Below are 17988 nucleotides of genomic sequence, written 5' to 3'. Positions count from 1 at the left end.
GGGGGGTTTAGTCGAGCGCTTTCCAGATCTCGGTGGCGTATTCGCGGATCGTCCGGTCCGAAGAGAACCAGCCCATCCGCGCGGTATTGAGCACCGCCGAACGCCACCATTCCTTGGAATCATGCCAATGCGCGTCGACCCGGGTCTGCGCCTCCCAGTAGGCATCGAAGTCGGCACACACCAGGAAGCGGTCGTACTCGATCAGCCCATCGATCAAGCCCACATAACGGCCCGGATCGTCCGGCGAGAACACCCCGCCGCGAATCGCTTGCAACACATCGCTCAAACGATGGGACGCGGCGATGTCCGGCCCGGCGTGGAATTCACCGGCGTGCTTGCGGGCCTCCACCTGCTGGGCGCTGAGGCCGAAGATAAACATGTGCTCGCCGCCCACGCGCTCGTGCATCTCGACGTTGGCGCCGTCCATGGTGCCGATGGACAGCGCGCCGTTAAGGCCGAATTTCATGTTGCTGGTGCCCGATGCTTCAAAGCCGGCGGTGGAAATCTGCTCCGACAAGTCCGCCGCCGGGATGATGCTTTCCGCCAGGCTGACGTTGTAGTTGGGCAGGAACACCACCTTGAGCAAGCCGCGCACGGTGGGGTCGTTATTGACGGTACGGGCGATGTCGTTGGTCAGCTTGATGATCAGCTTGGCCTGGTGATAGCTCGCCGCCGCCTTGCCGGCGAAGATCTTCACTCGCGGCACCCAGTCGGTCTCGGGCTCGGCACGGATCGCCTGGTACAGCGCCACGGTGTGCAGCAGGTTGAGTAACTGGCGCTTGTACTCGTGGATGCGCTTGACCTGCACGTCGAACATCGCCGCCGGGTTGACCGCAATACCCAGACGCTCATGGATGATCTCGGCCAGCGCGCGCTTGCTGTGCAGGCGTTGTTCGGCAAAGGCCTTGCGGAAGGCCTGCTTCTCGGCAAACGGTTCGAGTTCGATCAGGCGCTGTTCGGGCTTGTCGAGGATGTCCGCACCCAGCGCGTCGACGAGCATGCCGGTGAGTTGGGGGTTGGCCTGGTACAGCCAGCGGCGGAAGGTGATGCCGTTGGTTTTGTTGTTGATGCGCTCCGGGTACAGCTTGTGCAGTTCGGAGAACACCGTGCTGCGCATCAGTTGGGTGTGCAGGCCGGATACGCCGTTGACGCTATGGGAGCCGAGGAACGCCAGGTTACCCATCCGCACGCGGCGGCCGTTGTCTTCTTCGATCAGCGACACGGCGCGCAGCACGTCAAAATCGTGGATGCCCTTGGCGCGCAGCGAGTCGATGTGCTGCGCGTTGATCAGGTAGATGATCTGCATGTGCCGGGGCAGCATGCGCTCCATCAGGCCGACCGGCCAGGTTTCCAGGGCTTCGGGCAGCAGTGTGTGGTTGGTGTACGACAGGGTTTCGACGGTGACGTCCCACGCCGCTTCCCAGGGAATATCGTGCAGGTCCACCAGTTGCCGCATCAACTCGGCGACCGCGATGGACGGGTGCGTGTCGTTGAGCTGAATGGCGGCATGTTCGCCCAGGCTCAGCACCGAGCCGTGCATGTTCTTGTGGCGGCGCAGCAGGTCTTGCAGCGAGGCCGAGACGAAGAAGTATTCCTGGCGCAGGCGCAGTTCCTGCCCCGCTTCGGTGCTGTCGGCCGGGTAAAGCACTCGGGAGATGCTTTCGGCGCGGGCCACTTCGGCGACGGCGCCCAAATGGTCGCCGGCGTTGAAGCGCTCCAGGTGCAGGTCTTCCACGGCACGCGCACGCCACAGCCGCAGGGTGTTGACACTGGCGCCGCGCCAGCCGACCACCGGGGTGTCGTAGGCCACGGCCCGCACGGTTTCGCTGGGCGACCACACCTGAATCAGCTTGCCGCCGGCATCGGCGAGGGTTTCGACGCTGCCGCCGAAGCCGATCGGGTAGATCACTTCAGCCCGTTCGAACTCCCACGGGTTGCCGAAATCCAGCCAGCGCTCGGTCTGCTCCTGCTGCCAGCCATCGACAATCGCCTGGCGGAACAGCCCGTGCTCATAACGGATGCCATAACCATGGCCGGCAATGCCCAGGGTCGACATGCTTTCCATAAAGCACGCCGCCAGGCGCCCCAGACCGCCGTTGCCGAGCGCTGCATCGGGCTCCAGCAGGCGGATGCGTTCCAGGTCGACACCCAACTCGGTGAGCGCTTCGCGAGCGATCTCCAGCAGGCCGAGGTTGCTCAGGCTGTCGAAGAGCAGGCGGCCGATGAGGAATTCCAGCGAGAGGTAATACACCCGCTTCTGGCCTTTGCGGTAGATTTGCCGCGTATGATTCATCCAGTGATCGACCATCTGGTCGCGGGCGGCCAGGGCAATGGCTTCGAACCAGTCATGGTCGAAGGCGTGATCCGGGTCTTTGCCCACCGCGTAGGTGAGTTTGGTCAAGACAGCATCGCGAAATGCGGCTACCTCTGCTTCTCGTGCAAGCGGTTCCTGAGACATCGGTGTGACCTCGGGCGAGATTGAAGGAGTTGCTAGAGCCTAGTCGGTCTGACCGGCGGTCGACGCGCTGGTTCGGCAGTTTTTTAACTCATTCACCTTTGCATGAATTTAATGCAGGGGTCGTGCCCGATCACTGTTCGAGCCGCCTTCGAGCTGAAAACCCGAAAATATTGTTCAAAAAACCATCAATCCCGGTATGATCGCGCGCCCGGATACCGCCCCACCTTGGAACCCTGATGAAGCCTCAACTGATCGCCGCCGCGGAACTCGACCGTCTCGAGACCTGGCAGAAATATTCCGCCCACATGTGCGGAGGCTGCGTGTCCAGCTGCTGCACGCTGCCGGTCGAAGTGAAGATCAAAGACTTGATCCGCATTGGCATCGTCGATGAATTCGAGCGCGGCGACCCGCCGAAGAACATTGCCAAGCGTTTGCAGAAGGAAGGCATCGTCGAGCGCTACAACAGCAAATCCGAGATCTTCACCCTGCAGCGCATGAGCAACAACGACTGCCTGTACCTGGATCGTAAGACGCGCTTCTGCACTATTTATGACAAGCGCCCGGATACCTGCCGCAACCACCCGAAAATCGGCCCGCGGCCGGGGTATTGCGCGTACAAGCCCAAGGAAGTGGTGCGCGAGACCAATTTCAAGACGCTCGATAAGTTCTGATCCATGTTTTGCATGGGTTCTCAAGGGCCCTATCGGGGGCAAGCCCCCTCCCACAGTTTTGATTTGTGAACGCCTTCAAAATGTGGGAGGGGGCTTGCCCCCGATAGGGCCGGCACCTTCAGCACAAAACCTGCAGACATAAAAAAACGCCCCCGGCCTTTCGACCGGGGGCGTTTTTCATTCAGCCTGAGTTAACTCAGTTCTTGGCTTTCTTGGCAGCGCGGGTACGCTCGCCTTCGTCCAGGATCTTCTTACGCAGGCGGATCGACTTAGGCGTGACTTCGCACAGCTCGTCGTCCTGGATGAATTCCAGGGCCTGTTCCAGGGTGAAGCGAACAGGTGGAACCAGAGCGATGGTTTCGTCTTTACCCGAAGCACGCATGTTGTCGAGCTTCTTGCCTTTGGTTGGGTTGACGCCCATGTCGTTGTCACGGCTGTTCAGACCAACGATCTGACCGTTGTAGATCTCTTGACCGTGTTCAACGAACAGCTTGCCACGCGCCTGGAGGGTTTCCAGGGAGTAGGTCAGCGCCTTGCCGGTTTCAACCGAAACCAGAACACCGTTCTGACGGCCGGACATGTCGCCGGACTTCATGGTGTCGTAGCGATCGAAGATCGAGGTCAGGATGCCAGCACCGTTGGTCAGGGTCAGGAACTGGTTACGGAAACCGATCAGACCACGCGCAGGGATGTTGTATTCCAGACGCACACGGCCTTTGCCATCCGGCACCATGTTGGTCAGGTCGCCCTTACGCAGGCCCATCTCTTCCATGACCTTGCCCTGGGATTCTTCAGGGGTGTCGATGGTGACGTTTTCGAACGGTTCCTGCTTCACGCCGTCAACAGTACGGATGATCACTTCAGGACGACCAACGCCCATTTCGAAGCCTTCGCGACGCATGGTTTCGATCAGTACCGAGAGGTGCAGCTCACCACGGCCGGAAACCTTGAACTTGTCAGCCGAGTCGCCTTCTTCAACGCGCAGTGCCACGTTGTAGAGCAGCTCTTTGTCCAGACGTTCCTTGATGTTACGGGAGGTCACGAACTTGCCTTCTTTACCGCAGAAAGGCGAGTCGTTTACCTGGAAGGTCATGGAAACGGTTGGCTCGTCGACGGTCAGAGGCTTCATCGCCTCGACAGTGTCCGGCTGGCACAGGGTGTCGGAGATGAACAGCGAGTCCATACCGCTGACGCACACGATGTCGCCGGCGAACGCTTCTTCAACGTCGATGCGGTGCAGGCCGTGGTGACCCATCAGTTTCAGGATACGACCGTTGCGCTTCTTGCCGTCGGCGCCGATAGCGACAACCGGAGTGTTCGGCTTGACGCTACCACGAGCGATACGGCCAACGCCGATAACACCCAGGAAGCTGTTGTAGTCCAGTGCCGAGATTTGCATCTGGAACGGACCGTCACGGTCAACCTTCGGTGGTGGAACGTGGTCAACGATGGCCTGGTACAGCGGGGTCATGTCTTCCGCCATGGCGGTGTGATCCAGACCGGCGATACCGTTCAGGGCCGAAGCGTAGATAACCTGGAAGTCCAGTTGTTCTTCGGTAGCACCCAGGTTGTCGAACAGATCGAAGATCTGGTCCAGAACCCAATCCGGACGCGCGCCTGGACGGTCAACCTTGTTGATGCACACGATCGGACGCAGGCCGGCTTCGAACGCCTTCTTGGTCACGAAACGGGTTTGCGGCATAGGGCCGTCTTGAGCGTCAACCAGCAGCAGAACGGAGTCGACCATCGACATTACGCGTTCTACTTCGCCGCCGAAGTCGGCGTGGCCCGGGGTATCCACGATGTTGATGTGGTAGCCGTTCCAGTTGATAGCGGTGTTTTTAGCCAGGATGGTAATACCGCGCTCTTTTTCCTGGTCGTTGGAGTCCATCACGCGCTCGTCGTTGAGCTCGTTGCGCTCCAGGGTGCCGGATTGACGCAAGAGTTTGTCTACCAGGGTGGTTTTACCATGGTCAACGTGAGCAATGATGGCGATGTTACGTAGATTTTCGATCACTTGTGTATCTCGATCAGAGGATTCGGTGTGCTGACAGGTCGTGGCAGCGATTAACAGTAGAGTCAGGCCTTGCCGTTACAGCTTGACGGCAGAGTCGGGGGGCCGGTGACGCAGGCCACAGGCAAACAGCCCCGGGCTCTTAGCTCGGTCGATAAACGCGCACATTGGCATGCCCCTCACTGAGCAAATGGTGGGCATGCAGGCGACTCATCACGCCTTTGTCGCAATACAGCAGGTACTGACGGCTGTTATCCAGTTCCTTGAAACGCGCGTTCAATGCATAGAACGGCAGCGTTTGTACGTCGATGCCAGCGATTTCCAGCGGCTCGTCTTCAGCGGCATCCGGGTGACGGATGTCGATGATGATCTGACCGGCCAGGGCTTCGCTGACTTCTTCGATCTGCACATCCTGGCCCAACTCGTCGATGACACGATCGATCGGGACCAGTTTGGCGTTCTCGAGCGCACGCTCCAGAACCGCCATATCAAACTGTTGTTCTTCATACTCCACGCGGTTGCGCTTGGCGTGGGTCTTGGGGTTCACCGAGATGACCCCGCAATATTCGGGCATGTGCTTGGCGAAGTCGGCAGTGCCGATCTGTTCCGCCAGGTCGATGATGTCCTGCTTATGGCTGGCGATCAGCGGGCGCAGCACCAGCTTCTCGGTCACGCAATCGATGAGCGACAGGTTCGGCAGCGTCTGGCTGGATACCTGGGAAATCGCTTCGCCGGTCACCAGCGCGTCGATCTGCAGCTGATCGGCAATTCGGGACGCTGCGCGCAACATCATACGCTTCAATACTACGCCCATATGACTGTTATCGACTTTGCCGAGAATTTCGCCCAGTACTTCCTCGAACGGCACGCTGACAAACAGCACGCGTTGGGAGCTGCCGTACTTCTTCCAGATATAGTGCGCGACTTCCATCACGCCCAATTCGTGGGCACGCCCGCCCAGGTTGAAGAAGCAGAAGTGGCTCATCAGGCCGCGGCGCATGATCTGGTAGGCCGCCACCGTGGAATCGAAACCGCCGGACATCAAGACCAGGGTCTGTTCCAGGGCGCCGAGCGGGTAGCCACCAATGCTATTGTGCTGGCTGTGGATCACAAACAACCGTTGGTCGCGAATTTCCATCCGCACTTCAATTTGCGGCGCCTTGAGGGAAATTCCGGCTGCGCCGCACTCGCGACGCAGCTTGCTGCCGACGTATTTTTCCACATCCATGGAGCTGAACGGGTGCTTGCCGGCACGCTTGCAGCGCACCGAAAAAATCTTGCCTTCAAGCTCGCTGCCGAAGTGCTGTTTGCACTTTTCGGTGATGTCGTCGAAGTCGCCCAGCGGGTACTCGTCGACCTGCAGGAAATGCGCGATGCCCGGCATGCAGCTCAGGCGCTCGGTCATATCCTTCAAGGCCTTGGCGTCGGTGACACGGGTTTCCAGCTCGAGATTGTCCCACACACCGTTCACCACCACAGCCGGGTCCAGATCGCGGAGCACGGCACGGATGTTCTTGGCCAACTGACGGATGAAACGCATCCGTACCGGTCGGCTTTTGATGGTGATCTCGGGGAAGACTTTAACGATTAATTTCATGGAAACAGCGCGCGCAGGGCCTGCCGAAAAAGGGGGGCGCGGATTATAGCGGAAATCGCTCAAGGTTTAACCAGTTAATATGCATCAACGGCGCAACGCACCAAAAGAGGTCATTTATGCAAATGTGCGCCACATTGCAGTGCGTTATTTATTCCATTTCGGCGGTTTGCACTGTTATAGGGGCCATTTTGACGCAAAAAGGCCATGTTGGCGCACTGGCATGCAATTTGCTCTCTTGTGAGGCAGGTTGCCATGGCGGACTATCCGCGCCGGCATCACCCACATTCTAAGGGCTAACTCCACTACCCAGCCCGAAGCCACCCCGGAGGACACCATGTCGAAGTCGGTTCAACTCATCAAAGATCATGACGTTAAGTGGATTGATCTGCGCTTCACGGACACAAAAGGCACTCAGCACCACGTGACCATGCCGGCTCGCGACGCGCTGGATGACGCGTTCTTCGAAGAAGGCAAAATGTTCGACGGTTCCTCCATTGCCGGCTGGAAAGGCATCGAAGCTTCCGACATGATCCTGATGCCGGACGACAGCACTGCCGTGCTGGACCCGTTCACCGAAGACCCAACCCTGATCATCGTCTGCGACGTGATCGAGCCTTCGACCATGCAAGGCTACGACCGCGACCCACGTGCGATCGCCAAGCGTGCCGAGGAATACCTGAAGTCGACCGGTATCGGCGACACCGTATTCGTAGGCCCAGAGCCAGAATTCTTCATCTTTGATTCGGTCAAGTTCAAGTCCGACATCTCCGGTTCCATGTTCAAGATTTTCTCCGAACAAGGTTCGTGGATGTCCGACCAGGACGTAGAAGGCGGCAACAAAGGCCACCGTCCAGGTATCAAAGGTGGCTACTTCCCAGTTCCGCCATTCGACCACGACCACGAAATCCGTACCTCCATGTGCAACGCCATGGAAGAAATGGGCCTGGTCATCGAAGTACACCACCACGAAGTGGCGACTGCCGGCCAGAACGAAATCGGTGTGAAGTTCAACACCCTGGTTGCCAAGGCTGACGAAGTCCAGACCCTGAAGTACTGCGTACACAACGTGGCTGATGCCTACGGCCGTACCGCAACCTTCATGCCTAAGCCTCTGTACGGCGATAACGGTTCGGGTATGCACGTTCACCTGTCCATCGCTAAAGATGGCAAGAACACCTTCGCTGGCGAAGGTTATGCCGGCCTGTCCGACACCGCCCTGTACTTCATCGGCGGTATCATCAAGCACGGTAAGGCCCTGAACGGCTTCACCAACCCGTCGACCAACTCCTACAAGCGTCTGGTCCCAGGTTTCGAAGCACCGGTAATGCTGGCCTACTCGGCTCGTAACCGCTCCGCATCGATCCGTATTCCTTACGTGTCCAGCCCGCGCGCTCGCCGTATCGAAGCCCGCTTCCCGGACCCGGCAGCCAACCCGTACCTGGGCTTCGCTGCACTGCTGATGGCTGGCCTGGACGGCATCCAGAACAAGATCCACCCAGGCGACGCCGCCGACAAAAACTTGTACGACCTGCCGCCTGAAGAGGCCAAAGAGATCCCACAAGTGTGCGGCAGCCTGAAAGAAGCCCTGGAAGAGCTGGACAAGGGCCGTGCGTTCCTGACCAAAGGCGGCGTATTCAGCGACGACTTCATCGATGCCTACATCGAGCTGAAAAGCGAAGAAGAAATCAAAGTCCGCACCTTCGTACACCCACTGGAATACGAGCTGTACTACAGCTGCTGATCCGGTAGCGTCGCTTAACGTGGCGTGATCGAAAAAGACCTCCTTCGGGAGGTCTTTTTTTGCCCGGGGATTACACAGCTCCGCACCTGCAAACCCAATCAAAAAGGTGGGAGGGAGCTTGCTCCCTCCCACAAGGAGATCAGCATTGAACCGTCGACTTGTGTTCGCTCTGTTATTCGTCAGTGCCAGTGCGAGCGCTGCGCCGCCCAGCCTCGAACCTTTACTCAACAGCATCGCCGAGCGCCTGGCGATCGCCGATCAGGTCGCCCTGAGCAAGTGGGACAGCCACAAGCCCGTAGAAGACAAGAAGCGCGAGCAAGAGGTGATCGCCAGCGTCGTCGCCCAGGCCCCGAGCTACAAGCTGGAGCCTGCCGCCGCCGGGCAGTTCTTCTCGGCACAGATCGAAGCGAACAAACTGGTGCAGTACGCCCATCTTTCCGACTGGCAGTTCCAGGGCAAGGCCCCCGACGATCCGCGCCCGGACCTGGTCAAGCAGATTCGCCCGCAACTGGACCAACTGCAAAAACGCCTGCTGCAGCAATTGGCCGACTTCAGCCCGCAGCGCACCGACCCACAGTGCCCGCAATGGCTGGCCGAAGCCGTGCATGAGCCGCTCAATGAGCCGATGCAGCAGTTGGCGATGATCCGCGCGACCGCCGAGCTGTGTATCTACAAAAACTAAAACGGTAAACCCGATCCAAAAATGTGGGAGGAGGCAATCCCCCTCCCACATTTGATTTGTGTGAATTCGCGCTTCCTGAACAATCGTCACAAAATCGCACTATATTGGTGCGACAGCTTGCACCCTTCCCACCGACCCAGCCCATTTTGGTTCGAAACTTCCCGATGAAGCTGGCAGAACGCCACAGTTTCGAGCCTTAAACCCTTATTTCAGGGCTTAAACGCTTCTTTTCGGAGCCTTGGTTTGGTTTTTGCATTTTCCTTGTATCAGCGTGTGCCTCAAGCCCGCGCCTTGCTCCAAAAGAGGTCCTGATGACCATCAGCGATGCACTGCACCGTTTGTTACTCGACAACCTGACCACCGCGACCATCCTGCTCAATGACGACCTGCGCCTTGAGTACATGAACCCGGCGGCGGAGATGCTCCTGGCCATCAGCGGGCAGCGCAGCCATGGGCAGTTCATCAGCGAGTTGTTCACCGAGTCGGCCGAAGCCTTGAGCTCGTTGCGCCAGGCAGTGGAGCAGGCACATCCGTTCACCAAGCGCGAAGCGATGCTCACCGCCCTGACCGGCCAGACCCTGACCGTCGACTACGCCGTGACCCCGATCCTGAGCAACGGCAGCACCCTGCTGCTGCTCGAAGTCCACCCGCGTGACCGCCTGCTGCGCATCACCAAGGAAGAAGCGCAGTTGTCCAAGCAGGAAACCAGCAAGATGCTGGTCCGCGGCCTGGCCCACGAGATCAAGAACCCGTTGGGCGGGATTCGCGGCGCGGCGCAGTTGCTGGCTCGTGAGCTGCCGGACGAGCACCTCAAGGACTACACCAACGTCATCATCGAAGAGGCCGACCGCCTGCGTAATCTGGTGGACCGCATGCTCGGCTCCAACAAGCTGCCGTCGCTGGCGATGACCAACGTGCATGAGGTGCTGGAGCGTGTCTGCCAGTTGGTCGAGGCCGAAAGCCAAGGCTGCATTACCTTGGTGCGCGACTATGACCCGAGCATTCCCGACGTGTTGATCGACCGCGAGCAGATGATCCAGGCGGTGCTCAACATCGTGCGCAACGCCATGCAGGCCATCAGCAGCCAGAACGAGCTGCGCCTGGGCCGCATCAGCCTGCGCACCCGCGCCTTGCGCCAGTTCACCATCGGCCACGTGCGCCATCGCCTGGTGACCAAAGTCGAAATCACCGACAACGGCCCGGGCATTCCAGCAGAACTGCAGGAAACCATTTTCTTCCCCATGGTCAGCGGCCGCCCGGACGGTACCGGGCTGGGCCTGGCCATTACCCAGAACATCATCAGCCAGCACCAGGGTCTGATCGAATGTGAGAGCCATCCTGGCCACACCACGTTCTCGATCTTTCTGCCTCTGGAACAAGGAGCCCCATCGACATGAGCCGTAGTGAAACTGTCTGGATCGTCGATGACGACCGTTCTATCCGCTGGGTCCTCGAGAAAGCCCTGCAACAGGAAGGCATGACCACCCAGAGCTTCGACAGCGCTGACGGGGTGATGAGCCGCCTGGCGCGCCAGCAGCCCGACGTGATCATCTCCGACATCCGCATGCCCGGTGCCAGCGGCCTGGACCTGCTGGCGCGGATTCGCGAGCAGCACCCGCGCCTGCCGGTGATCATCATGACCGCGCACTCGGACCTGGACAGCGCTGTCGCGTCCTACCAGGGTGGTGCCTTTGAGTACCTGCCCAAGCCGTTCGACGTGGACGAAGCGGTGGCGCTGGTCAAGCGCGCCAACCAGCACGCCCAGGAACAGCAGAACCAGGAAGCCCCGCCCGCCCTGACCCGCACCCCGGAAATCATCGGTGAAGCGCCGGCGATGCAGGAAGTGTTTCGCGCCATCGGGCGCTTGAGCCACTCCAACATCACCGTGCTGATCAACGGCGAGTCGGGCACCGGTAAAGAACTGGTGGCCCACGCCCTGCACCGCCACAGCCCGCGCGCGGCGTCGCCGTTCATCGCGCTGAACATGGCGGCGATTCCGAAGGACTTGATGGAGTCCGAGCTGTTCGGCCACGAGAAAGGCGCCTTCACCGGCGCGGCCAACCTGCGGCGCGGGCGGTTTGAACAGGCGGACGGCGGCACGCTGTTCCTCGATGAAATCGGCGACATGCCGGCCGATACCCAGACCCGCTTGCTGCGCGTGCTGGCGGACGGCGAGTTCTACCGTGTGGGCGGGCATACGCCGGTCAAGGTTGACGTGCGTATCATCGCCGCGACTCACCAGAACCTGGAAACCCTGGTGCATGCGGGCAAGTTCCGTGAGGACTTGTTCCACCGCCTCAACGTGATCCGCATCCACATCCCGCGCATGTCGGACCGTCGCGAAGACATCCCGACCCTCGCGCGCCACTTCCTCAGCCGCGCCGCCCAGGAGCTGGCCGTCGAGCCGAAGCTGCTGAAAAGCGAGACCGAGGAATACCTGAAGAACCTGCCGTGGCCCGGCAACGTGCGCCAACTGGAGAACACCTGCCGCTGGATCACGGTCATGGCGTCCGGGCGCGAAGTGCATATCAGCGACCTGCCGCCGGAGCTGCTCAGCCTGCCGCAGGATTCGGCCCCCGTGACCAACTGGGAACAGGCGCTGCGTCAATGGGCCGACCAGGCCCTGGCACGCGGCCAGTCGAACCTGCTGGACAGCGCCGTGCCGGCCTTCGAACGGATCATGATCGAAACCGCCCTCAAGCACACCGCCGGCCGCCGTCGCGATGCCGCCGTGCTGCTGGGTTGGGGCCGCAATACCCTGACGCGCAAGATCAAGGAACTGGGGATGAAGGTCGATGGCGCGGATGATGACGACGGTGACGAGGGCTGAATTTCAGCCCCACTGAAGATCCAATGTGGGAGGGGGCTTGCCCCCGATAGCGGCATGTCAGTCGGCATCTACATGACTGATCCACCGCAATCGGGGGCAAGCCCCCTCCCACATTTGGATCTGCACAAGGTTTGGCGACCATGCACCGCTTCAATGCACCATGAACCGGCATCGGGCACGGCGCCAACACCTCAAACCTTCGCACCGCCGCCTGAAATCAGACAACCGAAAACGCCAAAGCCCCGTATTCCGGGGCTTTTCGCTGTCTGGAGCGTTTTTTTCGAGCAACTTGGCCAGTGTGGCACGCGCCCTGCAATAACCCTGATACAACCCAGTTTCGGGGACCTTGGTACAGGCAGGCCGAGAATCCCCTCTTTACACCCGGGGTGCTTGATGCGAACCGCGTCGCGCTCCACACCGCTTTCGGGAACCTCGGTACAGGCAGGCCGGGGATTCCCTCTTTAACACGAAGCCGGATGGCTTCATCCCGTTTTGGGAGCCCTGGTACAGGCAGGCCGGGAACTCCCTCTTTTATTGCTCTTGGAGATGGATCTCCAGCCGCCAGCGGCCTTCAGCTTCCTCTCCCGACCATTCCCCACGCAACGGCCGCGCCGCCACCAGGTTGAGCAACAGGCCGCCATCGGTCTTGCGCACGCGCCAGTTCACATCCTTGTCATTGACCTTGAGCTGCCCGCTGGCGGCCTTGCCCTGCGCGTCGAACAACAGCGCCACGGTGCCGTCGATATGCTCGCCATGCAGCTTGGGTTCGCTGTTGAACCACACCACCACACCGTCGGCCGCCGGCGTCACCTGCAGCAATTCGACCGGGTCCGGGGCGGTCAGGCGCCCGATCATCAGGCCCACCATCAGGCCGACAATCGCCAAAGAGCCCAAAACCCTTGGCAATAGCTTCGGCCTGGGGTCTTCTTCGAGGGTAGAATGCAGCGCATCTTTGCCTTCGGAGCCGTGCATGTTTCACGTCATCCTTTTTCAACCAGAAATTCCGCCGAATACCGGCAACGTTATCAGGCTGTGCGCCAACAGTGGCTGCCACCTGCATTTGATCGAGCCGCTGGGCTTCGACATGGACGACAAGCGCCTGCGCCGCGCCGGGCTGGACTACCACGAGTATGCCACCCTGCAACGCCACGCCGACCTCGCCAGTTGCCTGGAAAGCCTCGGCCACCCTCGGTTGTTCGCGTTCACCACCAAGGGCTCGCGGCCGTTCCATGACGCCAGCTTCGCCGACGGCGACGCCTTCCTGTTCGGCCCGGAAAGCCGTGGCCTGCCGGCCGAGGTGCTCGACGCCCTGCCCGACGGCCATCGCCTGCGTTTGCCGATGCGCGAAGGTTGCCGCAGCCTGAACTTATCGAACACCGTCGCCGTCGCCGTCTACGAAGGCTGGCGCCAACTCGGCTTCAAATAACACACATAACAAATGTGGGAGGGGGCTTGCCCCCGATAGCAGTGAGTCAGCCAACACCTATTCAGCTGACACACCGCAATCGGGGGCAAGCCCCCTCCCACATTTTTAGCGCATCGACTTATTGAACCGTCGACGAACCTTCCTGTTGCATGCGCTGCAGCTCTTGCGCGTACAGGGCATCGAAGTTCACCGGAGCCAGCATCAGCGCCGGGAACGAGCCACGGGTGACCAGGCTGTCCAGGGTCTCGCGGGCATACGGGAACAGGATGTTCGGGCAGAACGCGCCCAGGGTGTGGCTCATGGACGCTTCGTCCAGGCCCTGGATCAGGAAGATACCGGCCTGTTGCACTTCAGCGATGAAGGCCACTTCTTCGCCGTTCTTGACGGTGACCGAGAGGGTCAGCACGACTTCGTGGAAGTCACCTTCCAGGGCTTTTTGACGGGTGTTCAGGTCCAGCCCGACGCTTGGGGTCCACTCCTGACGGAAGATGGCCGGGCTTTTCGGCGCTTCGAACGACAGGTCACGCACATAGATGCGCTGCAGCGAAAACTGTGGGCCTTGGGCTTCTGCTGCTTCGGTGTTCTGTTGGTCAGTCATCGCAGATCCTTCTTGATCTTGGGTCTTTTAGGGTTTAGGAGTCAGACGTGAAGCAGCGCGTCCAGCTTGCCGGCGCGCTCAAGGGCAAACAGGTCATCGCATCCACCGACGTGCTTGGCGCCGATCCAGATCTGCGGCACGGACGTGCGTCCCGCCTTCTGGGCCATTTCGGCGCGCACCTGGGGTTTGCCGTCGACCTTGATCTCTTCGAAGGCAACACCCTTTTTCTCCAGCAAGGCCTTGGCCCGCATGCAGTAAGGGCACCAATCGCTGGAATACACGACAACCTGGCTCATATCACTTCACCAGCGGCAGGTTGTCGGCGCGCCAGCTGCTGATACCACCAGACAGTTTGGCGGCGGTAAAGCCGGTCTTGAGCATTTCGCGGGCATGGGTGCCGGAGTGCTGGCCTTGGGCGTCGACCAGGATGATGGTCTTGGCCTTGTGCTTTTCCAGCTCGGCCAGGCGCGCGATCAGCTTGTCCTGGGGAATGTTCAGGGCGCCAACGATATGACCGGCGGCAAAATCCTTGGCCGGACGGATATCCACGACAACGGCCTCATCCTTGTTGACCAGCGCGGTCAGCTCCGACGTGCTCAGGCTGCGGCCACCGCGGCTCATTTCATGAGCGATCAGCAGCGCCAGCAGGATGACGAAGGCACCCGCGAGCAGGTAGTGGGCAGTGGCAAATGCAATCAGGTGATCAACCATCAAGGAGGTTCCAGGGCGTTAAAATGGCGGTAAGTATACACAGCCGTCAGGGGGGGCCAACCCCCGTAAAGCGGTGACGTGGTCGGAACTTCGCTTTAAACTGCCACTCCCTTTTCAATCCCCTTCATCAATTACCGCCGCGAGAGGATCTATGACTACGACGCCTAAACCTTTGGTCCTGATAATTCTCGATGGCTTCGGACACAGTGAAAGCCACCACGACAACGCCGTGTACTCGGCCAACAAGCCGGTGCTGGACCGTCTGACCGCCACTTTGCCCAACGGGCTGATCTCCGGTTCGGGCATGGATGTGGGCCTGCCGGACGGCCAAATGGGCAACTCGGAAGTCGGCCACATGAACCTCGGCGCCGGACGAGTGGTCTATCAGGACTTCACCCGCGTGACCAAAGCGATCCGCGACGGCGAGTTCTTCGAGAACCCGACCATCTGCGCGGCCGTCGATAAAGCCGTCGCTGCCGGCAAGGCCGTGCACTTCATGGGCCTGCTGTCCGATGGCGGCGTACACAGCCACCAGGACCACCTCGTGGCCATGGCCGAACTGGCCTTCAAGCGCGGCGCCGACAAGATCTACCTGCACGCCTTCCTCGACGGCCGCGACACGCCGCCGAAAAGCGCGCAATCGTCGATCGAACTGCTGGACGCCACCTTCGCCGCCCTCGGCAAGGGCCGCATCGCCAGCCTGGTCGGTCGCTATTTCGCGATGGACCGTGACAACCGCTGGGACCGCGTGTCCCAGGCCTACAACCTGATCGTCGACGGCCAGGCCGAATTCAACGCCGCCACCGCCCAGGAAGGCCTGGAAGCCGCCTACGCGCGTGGCGAGAGCGATGAGTTCGTCAAGGCCACCACCATCGGCGAGCCGGTGAAAGTGGAAGACGGCGACGCCGTGGTGTTCATGAACTTCCGCGCCGACCGTGCCCGCGAGCTGAGCCATGTGTTCGTCGACCCGGGTTTCAAGGACTTCGAACGCGCGCGCCAGCCGAAAATCGAGTTCGTGATGCTCACCCAATACGCCGCCAACATCCCGGCCCCGTCGGCTTTTGCCCCCGGCAGCCTGGAAAACGTGCTGGGCGACTACCTGGCGAAAAACGGCAAGACCCAACTGCGCATCGCCGAAACCGAGAAGTACGCCCACGTGACCTTCTTCTTCTCCGGCGGCCGCGAAGAACCGTTCCCGGGCGAAGAGCGCATCCTGATCCCGTCGCCGAAAGTCGCGACCTACGACCTGCAACCGGAAATGAGCGCACCGCAAGTCACCGACAAGATCGTCGACGCCATCGAACACCAGCGCTATGACGTGATCGTGGTCAACTACGCCAACGGCGACATGGTCGGCCACAGCGGCAACCTGGCCGCCGCGATCAAGGCCGTGGAATGCCTGGACCTGTGCGTAGGCCGCATCGTCGACGCCCTGGAAAAAGTCGGCGGCGAAGCGCTGATCACCGCCGACCATGGCAACTGCGAGCAAATGTCCGACGAGTCCACCGGGCAAGCCCACACCGCCCACACCACCGAGCCGGTGCCGTTCATCTACGTCGGCAAGCGCGACCTGAAAGTGCGCAAAGGCGGCGTGCTGGCCGATGTGGCGCCGACCATGCTGATGTTGATGGGGTTGGAGAAGCCCAAAGAGATGACCGGCACCTCGATTCTGGTCTGATCTAAACCACACCGCAGAACCAATGTGGGAGGGGGCTTGCCCCCGATTGCGGTGTGTCAGCTGAATAGGTGTTGGCTGACCCACTGCTATCGGGGGCAAGCCCCCTCCCACACTGAACTCTCGGTGTTGGGTAGGTGTCTTTTCGCCATACCACTGCCGCTCGGCACCTATCTTGCCCAGAAGCCCGAATTGGGCGTTTTTTTTGCAGCGCTTGCCGGGCATACTAGGCCGTCCCTTTCCCTGGTGTCGCCCGCCTCTATGCTTCGCGCCTTGATTACCCTCGCTCTTGTCTGCCTGCTCCAACCGGCATTTGCCGATGAGCGCGCGCAAACCCAACAACAGTTGGACGCTACGCGTCAGGACATCACCGAGCTGAAAAAACTGCTCGGCAAGCTCCAGGAAGAGAAATCCGGGGTGCAGAAAGACCTGCGCGGCACGGAAACCGAGATGGGCAAGCTGGAGAAGCAGGTCCAGGAGCTACAAAAAGAATTAAAGAAGAGCGAGTCGGAACTGGAGCGACTCGACGCTGAGAAAAAAAAACTCCAGAGCGCCCGCGTTGAACAGCAACGCCTGATCGCGATCCAGGCCCGCGCCGCCTACCAGAGTGGCCGCCAGGAGTACCTCAAGCTGCTGCTCAACCAGCAGAACCCGGAAAAATTCGCGCGCACCCTGACCTACTACGATTACCTGAGCAAGGCACGCCTTGCCCAATTGAAGGGCTTCAACGAGACCCTGCGCCAACTGGCCAACGTCGAACAGGAAATCGCCGACCAGCAATCGCAACTGCTCGACCAGAAAAGCAGCCTCGACAGCCAGCGCGACCAGCTCGACAAGGTGCGCAAGGAACGCCAGTTGGCCCTGGCCAAGCTCAATGACGACGTAAAGGCCCGCGACGCCAAGCTACAAGCCCGCGAGCAGGACCAGGCCGACCTCGGCAAAGTGTTGAAAACCATCGAAGAAACCCTGGCTCGCCAGGCACGCGAGGCCGAGGAAGCGCGACAGAAAGCGCTGATCGCCCAGCAGGAAGCGGAAAAAAAGCGCCAGCGTGAGGCCGAACTGGCAGCCACGAGCGACGCCCCGGCACCGCGCAAACCGGCGCACGCAGCGCCCGGGCCGCTGGTTTCCAGCGCGGGCGAATCCTTCGGCGGGCCTTTTGCTTCCGCGCGCGGCAAACTTCCGTGGCCGGTTGATGGTCGACTGCTGGCACGCTTTGGGGAAACCCGCGGCGATGACACCCGCGCCAAGTGGGACGGGGTGATGATCAGCGCGGCCGCCGGCAGCCAGGTCCACGCCGTCCACGGCGGTCGCGTGGTGTTTGCCGATTGGCTGCGGGGCGCCGGTTTATTGGTGATTCTCGACCACGGTAATGGCTATTTGAGTCTTTATGGCCACAATCAGACTTTACTCAAGTCGGCAGGTGATGTGGTAAAAGCCGGGGAATCCATCTCCACTGTCGGTAACAGTGGCGGCCAGGACACCCCGGCGCTGTACTTCGCTATTCGTCAGCAGGGCCGCCCGAGCGATCCTGCACAATGGTGCCGCACCCAAGGATAGGGTCGCATCTACATTAGGAGTTCGTTCG

General features: G+C 60.5%; 15 protein-coding genes. 8 read left to right on the top strand and 7 right to left on the bottom strand.

The genetic code is table 11. From position 1 onward, the window contains the following. Nucleotides 1-7: 7 nt before the first annotated feature. Nucleotides 8-2458: a glycogen/starch/alpha-glucan phosphorylase gene (locus tag TU80_RS00220; protein WP_026140399.1), complete on the bottom strand. Its 2451-nt coding sequence runs from the start codon at nt 2456-2458 to the stop codon at nt 8-10. A gap of 236 nt (nt 2459-2694) precedes the next feature. Between TU80_RS00220 and TU80_RS00215 the strand changes: the two genes are divergently transcribed. Continuing rightward, nucleotides 2695-3129, top strand: a complete 435-nt coding sequence (locus TU80_RS00215) for a YkgJ family cysteine cluster protein (RefSeq protein ID WP_017849920.1) — start codon at nt 2695-2697, stop codon at nt 3127-3129. A gap of 196 nt (nt 3130-3325) precedes the next feature. Here TU80_RS00215 and typA read toward each other — a convergent pair whose 3' ends face one another. Beyond that, nucleotides 3326-5146, bottom strand: coding sequence for a translational GTPase TypA (gene typA / locus TU80_RS00210; RefSeq protein WP_017849921.1), 1821 nt, complete (start codon nt 5144-5146; stop codon nt 3326-3328). A 139-nt stretch (nt 5147-5285) separates the two neighbouring features. After that, nucleotides 5286-6740, bottom strand: a complete 1455-nt coding sequence (gene thiI / locus TU80_RS00205) for a tRNA uracil 4-sulfurtransferase ThiI (RefSeq protein ID WP_046384997.1) — start codon at nt 6738-6740, stop codon at nt 5286-5288. Nucleotides 6741-7074: 334 nt separating this feature from the next. On the opposite strand from thiI, the gene glnA reads away from it, so the two are divergent. The 4 genes from glnA (at nt 7075) to ntrC (ending at nt 11993) form a co-directional block, all read left to right on the top strand. After that, on the top strand, nt 7075-8481 hold the full coding sequence (gene glnA / locus TU80_RS00200; protein ID WP_017849923.1) for a glutamate--ammonia ligase: 1407 nt from the start codon (nt 7075-7077) through the stop codon (nt 8479-8481). 145 nt (nt 8482-8626) lie between these two features. Beyond that, nucleotides 8627-9163, top strand: a complete 537-nt coding sequence (locus tag TU80_RS00195; RefSeq protein WP_057003611.1) for a chorismate mutase — start codon at nt 8627-8629, stop codon at nt 9161-9163. 311 nt (nt 9164-9474) lie between these two features. Beyond that, complete coding sequence (gene glnL / locus TU80_RS00190; protein ID WP_017849925.1) at nt 9475-10560, top strand: nitrogen regulation protein NR(II); 1086 nt, start codon at nt 9475-9477, stop codon at nt 10558-10560. Continuing rightward, a complete protein-coding gene (gene ntrC, locus TU80_RS00185) occupies nt 10557-11993 on the top strand; it encodes a nitrogen regulation protein NR(I) (protein WP_017849926.1) in 1437 nt (478 codons plus the stop codon). The genes glnL and ntrC overlap by 4 nt, the downstream gene beginning before the upstream one ends. 531 nt (nt 11994-12524) lie before the next feature. Here ntrC and TU80_RS00180 read toward each other — a convergent pair. Next, complete coding sequence (locus tag TU80_RS00180; RefSeq protein ID WP_017849927.1) at nt 12525-12965, bottom strand: hypothetical protein; 441 nt, start codon at nt 12963-12965, stop codon at nt 12525-12527. Here TU80_RS00180 and TU80_RS00175 point away from each other — a divergent pair. Beyond that, nucleotides 12964-13419, top strand: a complete 456-nt coding sequence (locus TU80_RS00175) for a tRNA (cytidine(34)-2'-O)-methyltransferase (protein WP_017849928.1) — start codon at nt 12964-12966, stop codon at nt 13417-13419. The two genes, TU80_RS00180 and TU80_RS00175, sit on opposite strands and share 2 nt — an antisense overlap. A gap of 118 nt (nt 13420-13537) precedes the next feature. On the opposite strand, the gene secB is transcribed toward TU80_RS00175, so the two are convergent. From secB to TU80_RS00160, 3 genes are read right to left on the bottom strand one after another with little or no spacing between them, the layout of a single operon-like run. Continuing rightward, on the bottom strand, nt 13538-14017 hold the full coding sequence (gene secB, locus TU80_RS00170) for a protein-export chaperone SecB (RefSeq protein ID WP_017849929.1): 480 nt from the start codon (nt 14015-14017) through the stop codon (nt 13538-13540). Nucleotides 14018-14058: 41 nt separating this feature from the next. Beyond that, nucleotides 14059-14313, bottom strand: coding sequence for a glutaredoxin 3 (grxC, locus tag TU80_RS00165; protein WP_046384999.1), 255 nt, complete (start codon nt 14311-14313; stop codon nt 14059-14061). 1 nt (nt 14314) lies between these two features. Then, on the bottom strand, nt 14315-14728 hold the full coding sequence (locus TU80_RS00160; RefSeq protein ID WP_017849931.1) for a rhodanese-like domain-containing protein: 414 nt from the start codon (nt 14726-14728) through the stop codon (nt 14315-14317). 151 nt (nt 14729-14879) lie between these two features. Between TU80_RS00160 and gpmI the strand changes: the two genes are divergently transcribed. Then, nucleotides 14880-16406 (top strand): 2,3-bisphosphoglycerate-independent phosphoglycerate mutase, encoded by a 1527-nt coding sequence (gene gpmI / locus TU80_RS00155; RefSeq protein ID WP_046385000.1) that lies wholly within the window; start codon nt 14880-14882, stop codon nt 16404-16406. 258 nt (nt 16407-16664) lie between these two features. Continuing rightward, nucleotides 16665-17960, top strand: coding sequence for a murein hydrolase activator EnvC family protein (locus tag TU80_RS00150; protein ID WP_046385001.1), 1296 nt, complete (start codon nt 16665-16667; stop codon nt 17958-17960). The last annotated feature ends 28 nt before the right edge of the window (nt 17961-17988 follow it).

The sequence above is a fragment of the Pseudomonas veronii genome, from assembly GCF_001439695.1.
Classification (GTDB): domain Bacteria; phylum Pseudomonadota; class Gammaproteobacteria; order Pseudomonadales; family Pseudomonadaceae; genus Aquipseudomonas; species Aquipseudomonas veronii.
The sequence above is the reverse complement of the archived record's forward strand: the minus strand, read 5'-3'. Positions and strand labels throughout refer to the sequence as shown.